We start from the raw sequence: 15,765 nt of genomic DNA on the forward strand, positions 1-15,765 counted from the left end.
CCAGGGGGCCCTGCAGATCAAGAAGATTTTCGCCAATGCCGTCACAATTTTCATTTTGCCACCCAGTTGGGACGAGCTGCGCTCGCGCCTGGAGCGCCGTGGCGAAGACGCACCTGAAGTTATTGACACCCGGCTCGAAAATGCCGCCGCCGAGATGGCGCAGGTGTCGCAATTCGACTTCGTTATAATCAACGAGTTGTTTGATCGCGCCGTGTTTGACCTCAAATCCATTGTGCATGCACAGCGACTCAAGTATCTGGCGCAGCGCCGCGCCAGAGCAGACACCTTTAAAGCACTGCATATTGTCTAGTGCGCCCCACCTGGTTTTGGAGAATTCATGGCCCGTATCACTGTTGAAGACTGCCTGTTGCAGATCCCTAATCGCTTTCAGCTGGTGTTGGCGGCATCTTACCGTGCACGCATGCTCAGCCATGGCCACACCGCCAAGGTTGAGAGCAAGAACAAGCCGGGCGTGACGGCCCTGCGTGAAATCGCAGCCGGCAAGGTCGGCATTGAAATGCTGAAAAAAGTGCCCTTGTAAAGCACGCTCTTCATGCCCCTGTAAAAAGGCACCGTTTGCGGTGCTTTTTTGTTGGTGCTGTCCAAATTCGCATCCGGCGCGCTATATTCATGGCATGTGCGCCGCCATCAACAAGACTCCATCAGATTCCAGCAATGGGGTATCCCTGCCCAGGGTGTTGAGTGCTGCCGAGTCGAATGCGGCGGCGGCCAGTTTTGCACGCCTGACCAGCAAGCTCGATTACCTCAGCGCCAGCGACCTGGCCAGTGTCAGGTCGGCCTACCGGTTTTCGGACGAAGCCCACCTGGGGCAGTTGCGTAACAGCGGTGAGCCTTACATTACCCACCCGATTGCGGTGGCGGCCCAATGCGCCGAATGGAAACTGGACGCCCAGGCGCTGATGGCTGCCCTGTTGCACGATGCACTGGAAGACTGCGACGTCACCAAGCCCGATCTGATCGAGCATTTTGGCTCGCCCGTGGCCGAGTTGGTGGACGGACTGACCAAGCTCGAAAAACTGCAATTCAACACACGCGAGGAAAACCAGGCCGAGTCGTTTCGCAAAATGCTGTTGGCCATGGCGCGTGATGTGCGTGTGATTCTGATCAAGCTGGCTGATCGCACCCACAACATGCGCACCCTGTCTGACGCACCGCGCGCCAAGTGGGGGCGCATTGCCTCGGAAACACTCGAGGTGTATGCGCCGATCGCCCACCGGCTGGGACTCAACCAAACCTATCGGGAATTGCAAGACCTGTCGTTTCGCTACCTGCGGCCCTGGCGCTACGCCATTTTGAGCAAGGCGGTGGCCAAGGCCCGGGGGCGACGCCGGGACCTGATTCAAAAAGTTCAAGCCGACCTGGAGGCCATGTTCGCCCGTCATGGCATGGCTGCCCGAATCGCGGGCCGGGAAAAGACCCTGTATTCCATCTATCACAAGATGACAGAAAAAAGCCTGAGCTTTGCCCAGGTCACCGATATCTATGGCTTCCGTGTCATTGTGCCGGGCCTGATTGATTGCTACACCGCACTTGGGCTGTTGCACCAACTCTACAAACCGGTGCCCGGCAAGTTCAAGGACCATATCGCGATCAGCAAGATCAATGGCTACCAGTCCCTGCACACCACCCTGGTGGGACCGTCAGGCATCAATGTCGAGTTTCAGCTGCGCACCGAAGCCATGCATCTGGTGGCTGAAACCGGTGTTGCCGCGCATTGGCTGTACAAGGAAAGCCCCAACGAGGCCAATGCCAACCCTGATCGGCTGGGGTCTAAATGGCTGCAGTCGCTGCTTGATATCGGCGATGAAACGCACGACGCCGCCGAGTTCTGGGAGCATGTCAAGGTGGACCTGTTTCCTGATGCGGTGTATGTCTTTACGCCGAAAAGCCGCATCATGGCGATGCCACGCGGTGCCACCGTGGTTGATTTCGCCTATGCCATTCACAGCAACGTGGGCGACCATGCCGTCGCGGCCAAAGTCAACAATGAGCAGGTGCCGCTGCGCACGGAAGTGCAAAACGGGGATGTGATCGAAATCATCACCGCAGAAGGCTCTTACCCCAATCCGGCCTGGCTGGGGTTTGTACGCACGGCGCGGGCACGTTCCAAAATCCGACAGCATTTGCGCACGCTGGCCCAGGACGACTCCCAGAACCTGGGGGAAAAAATGCTGGCGCAAGCGCTGCGCGCCGAAGGCATTGAGCACCTGCCCGACGAGCAGGGTGCGATGGCAGATGTCTGGGACAAGTTACTGCGCTTCAGCGGCAATCGCACCCGTTCTGACTTGCTGGTCGAAATTGGCCTGGGCCGGCGCATTGCCAGCATTGTCGCCAAGCGCCTTGCCAAGTTGTTGTCGGATGCCGGTCAAAAACCCGATCCCCTGTTGCTCACGCGTGAGCGTTATATCGCTGGCGAGTCGCTGGCTCAGGGCAGTGTGGCCATTGACGGCAGCGAGAACACCTCGGTACGTTTTGCCGCTTGCTGTCGTCCCATTCCAGGCGATACTATCGTCGGTTACCTGGGCCGAGGCGAGGGCCTGACCATTCACGCCAGCGATTGTCTGGTGGCCGTCAAGCTCAAAAACAAGGACAGTGAGCGCTTCATGGTGGTGGAGTGGTCGGATGAACCCGTGCGCGCCTTTGAGACCGGCATTGTGGTCACGGTCAACAATGGCAAGGGCGTGCTTGCCAAAGTGGCCGCGGCCCTGGCAGCTGCTGAGGTCGACATTACCCAGGTCAACATGGCCGACGAGTCTCCGCAAGGTGCCATCGACATGAAATTCATCATTACCGTGCGCGATGTGAATCAGCTGGATAACGCGCTGCGCAATTTGCGCCATACCCCGATGGTGCTCAAGGCGCAAAGAAGTAAAAATCACTATTGACCGGGTGGTGGCAAGCGCCCACCTTTGCGCCATTCCGGCAAATACTGGCGATAGCGCCAAAAGCGGCCCAGCAGCGGTTTGACGCTGGTGCCATGTACCAAAATGGACAAGGCGACCACAATCAGCGTCAGCTGCATCAATTCCAGTGCCAGGCCTTCAGGCAAGCCATGCTGGATGGCAAACATCAGGTAGTACAGGGAGCCAATGCCACGCACGCCAAACCAGGCCACCAGACTGCGGATGGTCCAGGGGGTGCGGGTGCCGATCAGGCCAGCCATGACGCTAATCGGGCGCACGATGGCAAAGACAAACAGCGCCAGCGCTACGGCGCGCCAGCTCCAGGAATCAAGAAAGAGCGAACCACCGATCAGCAGCACGAGCATCATTTCCGAGAGCCGTTCCAGATGCTCCTTGAAGACCAGCGATTGCGCACTGATGGTGGCTGTAGCGGCCTGTGGCTCTGCGGTGTGTGCCGTCGCTTCAGTGCCATGGACCGGCACTTGAGCCGGGTCTTGTGGCTGCGCGTTGAGGTGCCTGACTTCGGTCTGCCGCAGTGCCACGGCGGCAAAAAAGACCGCCAGAAAACCCCAGGCATCCACCATCACACTCAAACCATAGACCACGCCGATCAGACCCAGACCAAGAAAGTCGTTCATGAGTGTCTGGCTCGGTGCCAGCTGGCGCAATTGGCGTCCACCGTGTGCCAGTGCCACGCCAGCTGCGACCCCGATGGCAATGCCCGCTGCCGTGGCCCACAGGACATCGACCAGCACCCAGCGCAGGCCCGAATCACCCAGCTCATGCAGCCCGAGCAAACCCAGCCCCAGCATCACAAACGGAAAAGCGCTGCCGTCGTTCATGCCGGCCTCGCAGGTCAGGGTGAAGCGCAGCTGGTCGCGGTCGCCCGGGTGACGGGTCTGCACATCGGTCGCCAGAACCGGGTCGGTGGGTGACAAAATGGCCCCGAGCAAAATGCCCGCGCCCAAAGGCAGGCCCAAGGCGTAGTAGGCAAAGGCCGCGATCAGCCCGACGCTCGCCACCATGGACACCGAAGCCAGCAAAATCGGTGCCCGCCAGCGGGCGATGCTGACCGGCACCGGCATCTTGACACCGGCTGAAAACAGCGAGATCAGCACCACCACTTCGGTTAACACTTCCATCAGCGCGGATTCCTTGAGCGGATTGAAGTGAAAGAAGTTGAACACGGTCGGCCCGACCAGCAGCCCCACAACCAGGTAGGCAATGGCTGGCGTCACGGGCAGGTTTTTGAACAAAGAGGCAGTCAAGCCCCGGGTCAGCAACAGGCCGCCCACCAGTAAAAACCATTGGGCATTAGTCATGTTTCTTTGTGTTTATCTTGCCATCACGTCTGGGCGATCGCCAGTTCATTGGCGAATTGGTGATTGACATCACGATGGTGCGCCTCATCTGCGCGGATCACCAGGATAATATCGCGCAAGCGCGCGTCTGGCGCGAGCTTCCAGTACTCGATCGCGATCAACGGCGCTGGCACATTGGGATAAGTGCCGTCATCCACACCGGCCAGATACTCGGTGTAGCTGACCACAGCTTCCTCTTCCAGATAACCTACAACACGGTGCGCTGAACCTGGTGAAACCATATAAAGCAAAAAAAAGAAATTAAAAAAAGCGCCTTGTACCAGCAGGATTAGCAGACGCTCCAGCCTGGTCGGTTGGGCAATCTCGATGAAGGTCATCAAATGCATGCGTTCATTTTCAGCCTCGTCGATCAGCACACGGATCCAGCCGTGGTCACTTTCCATGCGGCGCAGTGCGCGTAAGTGCTGCAGTGCACCACCCACCATGCCCGGCACCGCCGCCACCGTTTCCAGCACCACTGCGCGGTGACCGTATCGCTTGGCAAAAAAAGTGTCGGCAAAAAAACGCATGAACTTGACCAGCGCACGGGCGCTACGATCACGAAAACCTTCCGGCTTTTGGTGGGGTTGCAGAAAAATGGTGCTTGGCATAGATAGCGGAAATCGTGGAATTTGGTTGCGGGAAGTTGCCATGGGTATGGTTTTTTAATCAGGCTGAGCATACAGCGTACTAATTCGCTGTGGCCTGGTCTGTGCGCCAGGCAACTGATGGCGCTCTCCTGCGGTCGCTCAGGCCTCAGGGCATCGTCTTGTCGCGGGTGGTACAAATACCTTCGAGTCAGAGGAAGCGCATAGAGGGCGTTTGTTGAAAATTGGTACTATCAGGCTTTTGAAATACGCTCTTTGCCATGCCTGACATCAGCTCCTCCCTGTTCTGGATCGCCGTGCTCCAGATCATCGCCATCGACATCATGCTCGGTGGCGACAACGCCGTGGTCATCGCCCTGGCTTGCCGCAAACTGCCGCCTGAACAACGCAAGAAAGGCATCTTCTGGGGCGTGGTCGGCGCCATCGGCCTGCGCGTGGTGATGATTTTCTTTGCCCTGCAACTGCTGGCCCTGCCTTACCTGAAAATCGTCGGCGCGCTGCTGCTGCTCTGGATCGGCATCAAACTGATGCTGCCCGAGCACGATGACGAACACGGCAACATCGAAGGCGGCACCACGCTGATGGCCGCCATCAAGACCGTCGTCGTGGCCGATGCCGTGATGAGCCTGGACAACGTCATTGCCGTGGCCGGTGCCTCGCACGGCTCCATGGTGCTGGTCACCTTCGGCATTCTGGTGTCGATCCCGATCGTGGTCTGGGGCAGCAAGCTGGTGCTGGCCCTGATGGACCGCTTCCCCCTGGTAATCACATTGGGTGCGGCCCTGCTGGGCTGGATCGCTGGCGGCATGCTGCTTACCGACCCGGCCATGCCGCCGGCGGTGTCGGCAGGCATCCTGTACCCCAATTACATTTTCTCAACCGCAGGAGCGCTGCTGGTGGTGATTGTCGGCAAATGGCTGGGCAGTCGCAGCAAGCCGGTCAAGGCCCTGGAGCTGTCCTCCGAGTCCTCCAACCCAAAAAGCTGAGGAGCACCGCAATGAACACATCCTGGCTCATCGCCCTCGACGGCTCTGAACCGTCGCTCAAAGCCATTGACTACGTGATCACCGAGGCCACCAGCCGGGTAAGCGCCCCGCAACTGTTTCTGGTCAATGTGCAGGCGCCGCTTTCCAGCGACATCACCCGCTTCATCGACGAAAAAGTGGTGGACGACTTTCACCGCGAAGCGGGCGATGCCGCGCTGGCGCCAGCCAGGCAAAAACTCGACGCCGCCGGGTTGGCCTATTCGGCGCACATCATGATGGGGGAGGCCGCCCCGACCATCGTCGAGTTTGCCACTGACAAAGGCTGCAGCCAGATCGTGATGGGCGCCCATGGCTTTGGCAGCGTCGTTGGCTTGTTCCTGGGCTCGGTCACCACCAAGGTGGTCAAGCTGGCCACGGTGCCGGTGCTGGTTGTCAAATGATTCCGCTCTTTTAATTCACGACGATTTTTCGCACCGAAACAACGATTCGGTCATAGTTGACACATCCTTCCCTATGCACTGGTGAAATCACCATTTCAAACATGGGGCGGCTGCCGGGATGGGCGTTGCTGACGGGATGGGTCAGGTCGCGGAACGACTGCTTGCCGCCACTGAAAAAGTTGAAGTCAAGAACCGTTTGACGACTTAAGACCTGATTTGAATCATTGTTGAGCGTTCCTGTGATGAAGGCGTAGCAGCTAATGCCATTGATCGACGAGATCTTTCGCTCTATCTGGTAATCGACGCTGACGCCACCGCCCAAATCGACATGGTGTTTTTCCAGTTTCAAGGTGGGTGCAGGAATCGGCAAGACGGGCGGCGCGGGAGGCTTGATGGCGCAACCGCCCAGGGCCATGGCGCAACCGCCCAGGGCCATGGCGAGCAGCACGAGGCTAGGCCATTCTTTGAGGCGTGAGGAAGGGCAATATGTCATGGCAGGGCTGATGCTTCTGTAGGAATCCTTAAATGATGCATTTTGCCAAATGCTAACCGACCCATAGAAAAGAAAGCAAGTACGCCACCATCTGATCTAATGCGCGATATTGGCGCAACTAACAGATGGGGGCATCAAGTTGAAAATCATTCTGGCTGACGACCATGCCCTGTTTCGGGATGGTTTTGCCCTGCTGTTCAAACAACTCGAAGCGTCGGCGACTGTCCTGGAGTCAGACAACCTGGCTGGCGCACTAAACCTTGCCGCGCTTCATCCGGATGTCGATCTGTTGCTGCTGGACCTGCATATGCCGGGCATGCAGGGTGCAACCAGCATCCGCCAAATTGTGCAGACCCACCCCCAGTTGCCGCTGGTTGTTCTCTCCGCTGATGAAAACGACGGTATGGTGCAACAGGTGATTGCCGCAGGCGCTTTGGGATTTATTCCAAAGTCCGCGACGGCTGCGGTGATGCAGTCTGCGATCCGGCTGGTGCTTTCAGGCGGGATTTATCTGCCTGCGCATTTGGTCATGGCAACAAATGGCGCGAACCGTCCGCATGTGCCAGGCAAATTGACCGAGCGCCAGCTTGATGTCTTGCGCCTGCTGTCCGAAGGCATGGCAAACAAGGACATTTGCCGCCGACTTGGCCTCAGTGAAGGCACCATCAAAGTCCATATTGCTGCGATTTTCCGCACATTGAATGTCAGCAACCGGACCGAAGCGGCGCGAGTGGCGCACCATCTGCAATTGCTGGGTTGAGCTGAACAAGACCGCGTCCTGCCACCGCGTTCAGCGCAGGTTTCAACCGGTATTGAAACACCGAGACCCTGCCCGCTGCGCTAATCTTCATTGCCTCTGCTGTTGCGTTATGGCGCGTCATTGAGGTGGCGCCTCGTACGCCGCGATCGTTGCGCCGGCGACAAGATTTGGCTCAGGAAGAATGCCCGGCGAATTGACCGACGAATGATCGATCCGGCCATAGCGCTGCGCCACTTGCAAATCTGCGGGGCCGGTCGGCCATACCGAGTCGGCATGGGGTGAGGGCATCAGCGTGACTGGTCCATCGAAAGAAGCGGCCGATAAACCAATGAACATAAAGACCGTGAAGATGACACCCGCCAGCACCACATGGCGGTACTTGTGATTTTGGCGCTCCGTTTTATTGATGAGTTGTTGGTTCATGATGACCTTCTGCAAGTGACACAAGTAAAAGTGGAAACACACGTCTGGCCAATGCTGAGGGGCGCCAATCAAAGGCAGTTGCCCGAGAGAACTACAAAACATTGGTGCTTGTTCCAGATGTCGGCCAAGGTGGGCCTGGCCGGTGCACCCGCACTTAACGGTGCCCTGGCATCCAAGCTGACGTTGGCAACGACTGGTGTCATGGGGACCTGACTGACTTGGGCAACGGCTGGTGCCTTGTCTTTCGAGTTGACTTCGTCTGGCACAACGGTGGCCGTCGCTAAAGCACCCATCATGAAGCAGACGCCACCAGTCAACATGATGAAACCTTTTTTGGACTTCATGGAAACCTCCTGAACGTGATAGCAGCAAACGGGGAAGCACCCGCATGACCAATATACGATCAAGTCAGCTCTCTGAAATCGGCTGAATGCATGAAGTCAAGACCGCATCTGGCCTAGGCCAAATTGCCGATGCAGCAGGAACTCAGCAAGCGCCACTGTGCGTCATTTGCCGTTACGCTACGGTTTGCGGCACCGCTGGCCGACGCAGCGGATTTCTTGCACGGCTAAACCTGAGGCCAACTCCAGCATGAAGTTCAGTGACATTGATTCCGGTTTTTTCGCTCGCGTGGCTGGCGTCGCCCTGTTGTATTTCGTCGCCGCCATTGCCGGACTGCAGTTTGCGGTGGTTGGTAGCACCGTCACACTGGTCTGGCCGTCCAGTGGCATAGCGCTGGTCGTCGTTCTTGCCTTTGGCTACCGCATGGCCTTGGGCATCGCCTTTGGGGCCTTGCTCGCCAATGCTTGGATGGGCTTGCCGATTCTTCTGGCTGGCAGTATCGCCATTGGCAATACTCTGGAAGCCGTCATGGGTGCCTGGCTGCTGACGTGCCTCGCAAGCCTGCACAGAGAACTTGATCGCTATCGCGACGTCTTCGCCCTGATCGTGCTGGCGGCCATGGTCAGCACCGCGCTCGGCGCTGTTGTTGGTGTGGGCACACTGACCCTGGGTGGTGTTGTCCCCTTTGACAGCTATGACTCGGTGTGGAAGATTTGGTGGCTGGGCGACATGATGGGCGTATTGATGGTCGCACCACCTTTGCTGATATGGCTCAACCACCCGAACCCGACGCTATCGACACTGCAAATCATCGAAGCTCTCGTGCTGTTGGCGATGTTGCTGATCGTCTGCAACCTGGTATTTGGCGCGCCACAGCTTGCTGGTCACGGCTATTACCCGGCTTCGCTGGCCGTTATCCCGTTCCTGGTCTGGGGCGCACTTCGTTTTGAGTATTTTGGGGCCGCCCTGGTGACGCTGCTTATTTCGGGTCTGGCAGCCTGGGGCACGGCGCACGGAACCGGGCCGTTTGTGGCGCCTTCCATGGTCGGCAGTCTGGTCGGTTGGAGCATCTTTGCCAACCTGATGGCTATGACCGGACTGCTGCTGGCGGTGTCCAGCGCAGCCCAGCGGCAGGCACAAGCGGCGCTCATCGTCGCGCTTGACGAACTGAGGCTGCAAAAGAGTCAGGCCGAGCAGGCCAATCAGGCCAAATCCAGTTTCATCGCCATTGCCAGTCATGACTTGCGCCAACCCATGCACGCGATCGCGCTTTATGTCGCGGCGCTGCAGCCCACGCTGGCCGGGCGTGCTGCGGCCGGCACGCTGGACAAGATCGAGTCTGCCGTGAACGCGATGGAAAACATGTGCAGCGCCATTCTGGATGTGTCCAGGCTCGACGCCGGCGTCGTGGTGCCCGACATCGCATGCGTGCCGGTGCAAAGCCTGCTCGATGGCCTGTACAACGATTTTTGTCCCGAGGCGAGTGCCAAGGGTTTGCAACTGCGCTTGCGCTATGGCGTGGCTTCGGTCAGTAGCGACCCGGCCCTACTGACGCGCATACTACGCAATTTGATTGCCAACGCGCTACGCTATACCGAGCACGGTGGTGTTTTGATCTCGGCGCGAAGACGCCAGGGCGCCATCCGCTTCCAGGTGTGGGATACCGGTTGCGGGATTGCGCCAGAACATATAAATTCGATATTCCGTGAGTACTTTCAGGTGCGCAGTGCCCAGCACTCTGGTCAGTTCGGGCAGGGTTTGGGGCTTTTCATCGTCGATCAATTGAACCACCTGTTGGGGCATCCCTTGTCGGTACATTCGCATCCCGGACGGGGCACTGTTTTCAGTGTTGATGTCCCGGTTTGCGAGAAAGATCCAGGGCAAATGCCAATGGTCAGCCCATTATTGCAGCGGATCGGCCAGTTGCGTGGTCGGGTATTGATCTTGGACGACGATGTGATGGTCCTCGACGCGCTCAGGAATTTGCTGGAAGACTGGGGTTTGAATGTGACCAAAGCTACCAGAACCAGTGATTTGCCGGCACTAGCCGCGCCAGCACCTGACCTGCTGATCGCCGACTATCACCTCGGCACCGAAGATGGCTTGGCCGTCGTTGCCAGCCTGCTCAAGCGCTATCCACCGTCTGCCTTCCCCGTGATCATCATCACTGGTGACACCACATCGGCTGGCATGCAGACGCTTCAGAACTGTGGCTACCATGTGCTGCAAAAGCCGGTTCGCCCGGCCAGATTGAGAGCCCTGGTGACGCATCTGCTGCAACACTAATCCGGAGCACGCGTCGGGATGTCATCAGACTCTCTGCCGGAACTGTGCGGCAGAGGTCCTATCAAGGTCACTCGACGGTCACCGACTTGGCCAGGTTGCGCGGTTTGTCGACATCGGTACCACGCGCGCAGGCGGTGTGGTAGGCCAGCAATTGCAGCGGCACCACATGCAGCATGGGGGAGAGTTCGCCGTAGTGCTCGGGCATGCGGATCACATGCAGGCCTTCGCCGCTGGCCATGTGTGAATCGGCGTCGGCCAGCACATACAGCACGCCGCCACGGGCACGCACCTCGTGCATGTTGCTCTTGAGTTTTTCCAGCAGCGCGTCGTTGGGTGCCACGGTGACCACCGGCATGGCGCTGGTGACCAGCGCCAACGGGCCGTGTTTGAGTTCGCCTGCAGGGTAGGCCTCGGCGTGGATGTAGCTGATTTCCTTGAGTTTAAGAGCGCCTTCGAGTGCAATCGGGTAATGCAGGCCGCGCCCCAGAAACAGCGCGTTGTCCTTGGCGGCAAAGTCCTGTGCCCAGGCGATCACCTGGGGTTCCAGCGCCAGCACGGCTTGCAGGGCAGCGGGCAGGTGGCGCATGGCCTTGAGGTGACGCGCCTCCTCGGCTTCGCTGAGCAAGCCGCGTGACTGCGCCAGCGTCAGTGTCAGCAAAAACAGGCCGGCCAACTGGGCGGTGAAGGCCTTGGTCGAGGCCACGCCAATTTCGACGCCGGCGCGGGTGATGTAGGCCAGTTCGCATTCGCGCACCATGGCACTGGTGGCCACGTTGCAAATGGTCAGGGTGTGCGTCATGCCCTGGCTCTGGGCGTGGCGCAGCGCCGCCAGCGTGTCGGCGGTTTCGCCCGACTGGGTGATCGTGACAATGAGCGTGCGCGGATTGGGCACCGAGTCGCGGTAGCGGTATTCGCTGGCGACTTCGACCTGCGTCGGTATTTTGGCGATGCTCTCCAGCCAATACTTGGCGGTACAGCCGCTGTAATAGCTGGTGCCGCAGGCCAGGATCAGCACCGAGTCAATGTCCTTGAAGACCCGGGCCGCGCTGGTGCTCGCGCCGTCAAACAGCTCCGGCATGATGCTGGCAATGCCCTCCAGGGTGTCTGCAATGGCGCGCGGCTGCTCGAATATTTCTTTTTGCATGTAGTGGCGGTAGGGGCCCAGCTCGGCCGCGCCGCTGTGCGCGTGCACCGTTTTGACCGGACGCTGGGCCGGGGTCAGGGGCTTGAAGGCTTTGTCCACCAGCCAGTATTTGCCCAGCTGAATGTCAGCCACGTCGCCTTCTTCGAGGTAAACGATCTGGCTCGTGACGCCGGCCAGGGCCATGGCATCGCTGGCCAGATAATGGGCTTGCGCGTCTGCCCCGACGCCCAGAATCAGCGGAGAGCCGGCCCTGGCGCCAATCAGGCGGTGCGGCTCGTCCTTGCAGAACACGGCAATGGCATAGGCCCCCCGCAGCGATGCCAGTGCGGTTTTGACGGCTTCAAACAGGTCGCCGTCGTACAGGCTGTCGATCAGGTGGGCGATGACCTCGGTGTCGGTCTGACTCTGGAATACGTAGCCCTTGGCCTGCAAGGCTGCACGCAGTTCGTCATGGTTTTCAATGATGCCGTTGTGCACCAGTGCAATGCGCCCTGGTCGGTTGATCGCGTCAACGCCTGGCCCATGACTGAAGTGGGGATGCGCGTTGTGCACGGCAGGTGCGCCGTGGGTGGCCCAGCGCGTGTGGGCAATGCCGGTGGTGCCTTGCAGGTGGGTGGTGTTGATTTGCGCCATCAACTCCGAGACGCGCGCCGTGCTGCGTGCGCGCTGCAGGCCATTGGCGTACACCGCGACGCCACAGGAGTCATAACCCCGGTATTCCAGACGGGCCAGGCCCTGCACCAGCACAGGGACGATGTTTTGATTTGATACGGCGCCAACAATGCCACACATAGACTGCTCCAAGAATAAGTTTGTTAATGGTACAAGTGCTGGCTAAAAATATTTAATCAAAAAACATTTGAAATCTATGATTTATTTCATAATTTGTTTTTATTGAATTTATTTTTCATAAATAAATAAAAAGTGAAATATATTATTCATTTAAAAACTGGATATGGAGAACTGCCAGTTGACATGCATATAACACGCGTCGCTGGTTGCACCGCGTTGGTTGCTCCCACGCTAGAGGTTCATCGAGTAGATGGTGAAACTACTTAAGTGGTTACCCGCTATCGAGTTGAAGCGCAAGCCGTTAGCATGCAAATTCATGTTGCTGGCCCCGGTGCCGGTCAACCCCAAACAGTCAGATGGAGCGCAATTTGTCAGTGGAGTTTATTCTTGAGACCCGTGGTTTGACCAAAGAATTCAAGGGCTTTGTGGCGGTCAACCGTGTGGACCTGAAGGTTCGCCGCGGCCACATCCATGCGCTGATAGGCCCCAACGGGGCAGGCAAAACCACTTTTTTTAACTTGTTGACCAAATTTTTGCAGCCGACCTCGGGCAGCATCCTGTTCAATGACACCGACATCACATTGGAAAAACCGGCACAAACCGCACGCCGCGGGATCGTGCGCTCGTTCCAGATTTCAGCGGTTTTCCCGCACATGACGGTGCTGGAAAACGTGCGCGCCGCCTTGCAGCGTAATTTGGGCACCTCATTTCATTTCTGGAAAGCCGAAAGCACCTTGCTGCCGCTGCACGAGCGAGCCCACCAATTGCTGGCTGCTGTTGACCTGCAGGACTTTGCCGATGAGATGACCGTCAATTTGCCCTATGGCCGCAAGCGCGCGCTGGAGCTGGCCACAACGCTGGCGCTGGAGCCGGAGTTGATGTTGCTGGATGAACCCACACAGGGCATGGGCCACGAAGACGTGGACCGGGTCACGCAACTGATCAAACAAGTGTCGGCCGGGCGCACCATTCTGATGGTTGAGCACAACATGAACGTCGTCGCCAAGATCGCCGACCGCATCACGGTGCTGCAACGCGGTGCCATCATCGCGGATGGCAGCTACGCCGAGGTGTCAAGAAATCCTCTGGTCATCGAAGCCTACATGGGAACCGTTGATACTGAATTGCAGGGTGCGCACTGATGAAGAAGGAATTGCTCCGTATTGAAAACCTGCACGCCTGGTATGGCGAGTCACACATCCTGCATGGCGTCAACCTGAGCGTCAACGAAGGCGAAGTGGTGACGCTGCTGGGGCGCAACGGCGCCGGGCGCACCACCACCCTGCGCGCCATCGTGGGGCTGACCGGCAGCCGCAAGGGCGCCATCAGGATCAACGGCGTCGAGACCATCAACATGGCGCCGCACAAGGTGGCGCATCTCGGTGTCGGTTACTGCCCGGAAGAGCGCGGCATTTTTGCCAGCCTGACTGCCGAAGAAAATTTGATGCTGCCGCCCACCCTGGCGCCTGGCGGCATGAGCGTGGCGGAAATCTACGCCATGTTCCCCAACCTGCAGGAGCGCGCCGCCAGCCCGGGTACCCGCCTGTCGGGCGGCGAGCAGCAAATGCTGGCCGTGGCGCGCATTCTGCGCACTGGCGCGCGCCTGCTGCTGCTCGATGAAATCTCTGAAGGGTTGGCCCCGGTAATCGTGCAAAAGCTGGCCGAAATGATCATCACGCTGAAAAGCAAGGGCTATACCATTGTGCTGGTGGAGCAGAACTTCCGCTTTGCCGCGCCGCTGGCCGACCGTTTTTATGTGATGGAGCACGGCAGCATTGTGAAACAGTTTGCCCAAGCCGAGTTGACCCAGAACATGGGCATGCTGCAGGAGTACCTGGGCGTTTGACGCCCGGCCTGCTGACCCTGGAATTTTCCCCGTTTCGCAACAACAACTTAACCCCAAGGAGACATTATGAAACTCAAGACACTTGTTACCGCACTGGCCATCGGCTTTGCTGCGGCCGCCTCGGCCCAGCAGAATACCGGCCCGGTGAAGATCGGTTTCATCACCGACATGTCCAGCGTGTACGCCGACCTTGATGGCCCCGCCGGCGGCGAAATGGTCAAGTGGGCGGCACAGGATTTCGGCGGCAAGGTATTGAACCGTCCCATTGAAGTGCTGACGGCCGACCATCAGAACAAGGCTGACGTGGCCAGCTCCAAGGCCCGCGAGTGGATTGACAAGGATGGCTTGTCGATGCTGATTGGCGGCACCAACTCGGGCACGTCGCTGGCCATGGCCAAGCTGGCAGAGGAAAAAAAGCGCCCCTTCTTCTCCATAGGCGCCGGCTCGGCCCGCCTGACCAACGAAGCCTGCTCCCCCTATACCGTGCATTACGCCTATGACACCGTGGCCCTGGCCAAAGTGGGCGCCTCCGCCCTGGTCAAGGCAGGCGGCAAAAGCTGGTTTTTTCTGACGGCCGACTATGCTTTTGGCCATTCGCTGGAAGCAGACGCGTCCACCATCGTGAAGGCCAACGGTGGCACGGTGGCAGGTGCGGTGCGCCATCCACTCAATGCCTCTGACTTTTCCTCGTTCCTGCTGCAGGCGCAGTCGTCCAAAGCACAGGTTCTGGGCCTGGCCAATGCCGGCGGTGACTTCATCAACGCCATGAAGTCGGCCAAGGAATTTGGCATCACCAAGATCATGAAGCCGATGGGCCTGCTGGTGTTTATCACCGACGTGCACAGCCTGGGTCTGGCCAACGCCGAAGGGCTGCAAGTGGCCGACAGCTGGTACTGGAACCAGGACGATGCGTCGCGCAAATTTGCCAAGCGTTTCTTTGAAAAATTCAAGCGCATGCCTACCAGCGTTCAGGCTGCCGATTATTCAGCTGCGGCCAATTACCTGAAAGCAGTGCAAACCGCCGGTACGACGGATGCAGACAAGGTCATGTCGACCCTGAAGGGCATGAAGATCGACGACTTTTACAACAAGGGCCAGATCCGCGCCGACGGCCGCATGATTCATGACATGTACCTTTATCAGGTCAAGTCACTTAAAGAGTCGACGACACCCTGGGACTACTATAAAACAGTAGCCAAGGTCCCCGGCGACCAGGCCTTCACCACGCCGGCTGAATCCAAGTGCGCGCTGCTCAAGAAGTAAACTGACGCAAGATTGCGGACCGATACCGCATACGGATCATGAACAAAGTCTTTGCCACTGCGATTGCCGCGTTGCTGTGCTCCTCGCAATGACGGAC

The 15,765-nt window shown here is 58.5% G+C and carries 15 protein-coding genes and 1 pseudogene; 10 read left to right on the forward strand and 6 right to left on the reverse strand.

The genetic code is table 11. The annotated features are described in order from the left end of the window. From NDI87_RS05225 to NDI87_RS05235, 3 genes and pseudogenes are all read left to right on the forward strand, one after another. Positions 1-310 (forward strand): annotated as a pseudogene (locus NDI87_RS05225) (guanylate kinase); the annotation flags it as partial. A gap of 27 nt (positions 311-337) precedes the next feature. Beyond that, entirely contained in the window at positions 338-541 is a 204-nt protein-coding gene (gene rpoZ, locus NDI87_RS05230; protein WP_296159786.1) for a DNA-directed RNA polymerase subunit omega, read from the forward strand. A gap of 94 nt (positions 542-635) precedes the next feature. Further along, positions 636-2,906 carry a bifunctional (p)ppGpp synthetase/guanosine-3',5'-bis(diphosphate) 3'-pyrophosphohydrolase gene (locus NDI87_RS05235; protein ID WP_296273748.1) on the forward strand — a complete coding sequence of 757 codons (2,271 nt, stop codon included), beginning with the start codon at positions 636-638 and terminating at the stop codon, positions 2,904-2,906. On the opposite strand, the gene NDI87_RS05240 is transcribed toward NDI87_RS05235, so the two are convergent. Together NDI87_RS05240 and NDI87_RS05245 are read right to left on the reverse strand one after the other, a co-directional pair. Beyond that, positions 2,900-4,246 carry a cation:proton antiporter gene (locus NDI87_RS05240; RefSeq protein ID WP_296273749.1) on the reverse strand — a complete coding sequence of 449 codons (1,347 nt, stop codon included), beginning with the start codon at positions 4,244-4,246 and terminating at the stop codon, positions 2,900-2,902. The genes NDI87_RS05235 and NDI87_RS05240 overlap by 7 nt on opposite strands. A 23-nt stretch (positions 4,247-4,269) precedes the next feature. Further along, the gene (locus NDI87_RS05245) at positions 4,270-4,938 is read right to left on the reverse strand and encodes an alternative oxidase (protein ID WP_296273750.1); all 669 of its coding nucleotides are present in this window, start codon (positions 4,936-4,938) and stop codon (positions 4,270-4,272) included. A gap of 215 nt (positions 4,939-5,153) precedes the next feature. On the opposite strand from NDI87_RS05245, the gene NDI87_RS05250 reads away from it, so the two are divergent. Further along, positions 5,154-5,879 carry a TerC family protein gene (locus NDI87_RS05250; protein ID WP_296273751.1) on the forward strand — a complete coding sequence of 242 codons (726 nt, stop codon included), beginning with the start codon at positions 5,154-5,156 and terminating at the stop codon, positions 5,877-5,879. Between the two features lie 11 nt (positions 5,880-5,890). Then, positions 5,891-6,319: a universal stress protein gene (locus NDI87_RS05255; RefSeq protein ID WP_296273752.1), complete on the forward strand. Its 429-nt coding sequence runs from the start codon at positions 5,891-5,893 to the stop codon at positions 6,317-6,319. A 10-nt stretch (positions 6,320-6,329) separates the two neighbouring features. Here the strand turns inward: NDI87_RS05255 and NDI87_RS05260 are convergent, their stop codons facing one another. After that, positions 6,330-6,767 carry a hypothetical protein gene (locus NDI87_RS05260; RefSeq protein ID WP_296273753.1) on the reverse strand — a complete coding sequence of 146 codons (438 nt, stop codon included), beginning with the start codon at positions 6,765-6,767 and terminating at the stop codon, positions 6,330-6,332. Between the two features lie 184 nt (positions 6,768-6,951). On the opposite strand from NDI87_RS05260, the gene NDI87_RS05265 reads away from it, so the two are divergent. Further along, complete coding sequence (locus tag NDI87_RS05265; RefSeq protein ID WP_296273754.1) at positions 6,952-7,572, forward strand: response regulator transcription factor; 621 nt, start codon at positions 6,952-6,954, stop codon at positions 7,570-7,572. A gap of 117 nt (positions 7,573-7,689) precedes the next feature. Here NDI87_RS05265 and NDI87_RS05270 read toward each other — a convergent pair whose 3' ends face one another. After that, positions 7,690-7,995 carry a hypothetical protein gene (locus NDI87_RS05270; protein WP_296273755.1) on the reverse strand — a complete coding sequence of 102 codons (306 nt, stop codon included), beginning with the start codon at positions 7,993-7,995 and terminating at the stop codon, positions 7,690-7,692. A 68-nt stretch (positions 7,996-8,063) separates the two neighbouring features. Next, a complete protein-coding gene (locus NDI87_RS05275) occupies positions 8,064-8,339 on the reverse strand; it encodes a hypothetical protein (RefSeq protein ID WP_296273756.1) in 276 nt (91 codons plus the stop codon). Between the two features lie 247 nt (positions 8,340-8,586). Between NDI87_RS05275 and NDI87_RS05280 the strand changes: the two genes are divergently transcribed. Beyond that, positions 8,587-10,623, forward strand: coding sequence for an MASE1 domain-containing protein (locus NDI87_RS05280; protein WP_296273757.1), 2,037 nt, complete (start codon positions 8,587-8,589; stop codon positions 10,621-10,623). Between the two features lie 67 nt (positions 10,624-10,690). Here NDI87_RS05280 and glmS read toward each other — a convergent pair whose 3' ends face one another. Further along, positions 10,691-12,559 (reverse strand): glutamine--fructose-6-phosphate transaminase (isomerizing), encoded by a 1,869-nt coding sequence (glmS, locus tag NDI87_RS05285; RefSeq protein WP_296273758.1) that lies wholly within the window; start codon positions 12,557-12,559, stop codon positions 10,691-10,693. A 356-nt stretch (positions 12,560-12,915) separates the two neighbouring features. Between glmS and NDI87_RS05290 the strand changes: the two genes are divergently transcribed. The 3 genes from NDI87_RS05290 (at position 12,916) to NDI87_RS05300 (ending at position 15,668) form a co-directional block, all read left to right on the forward strand. After that, on the forward strand, positions 12,916-13,701 hold the full coding sequence (locus tag NDI87_RS05290; protein ID WP_296273759.1) for an ABC transporter ATP-binding protein: 786 nt from the start codon (positions 12,916-12,918) through the stop codon (positions 13,699-13,701). After that, the gene (locus NDI87_RS05295; RefSeq protein ID WP_296273760.1) at positions 13,701-14,405 is read left to right on the forward strand and encodes an ABC transporter ATP-binding protein; all 705 of its coding nucleotides are present in this window, start codon (positions 13,701-13,703) and stop codon (positions 14,403-14,405) included. Before NDI87_RS05290 ends, NDI87_RS05295 begins: the two co-directional genes overlap by 1 nt. A 66-nt stretch (positions 14,406-14,471) precedes the next feature. After that, on the forward strand, positions 14,472-15,668 hold the full coding sequence (locus NDI87_RS05300; protein WP_296273761.1) for an ABC transporter substrate-binding protein: 1,197 nt from the start codon (positions 14,472-14,474) through the stop codon (positions 15,666-15,668). Positions 15,669-15,765 lie beyond the last annotated feature (97 nt).

Origin of the sequence: Rhodoferax sp. (assembly GCF_023701345.1) — a bacterium.
Lineage (GTDB): Bacteria > Pseudomonadota > Gammaproteobacteria > Burkholderiales > Burkholderiaceae_C > Rhodoferax.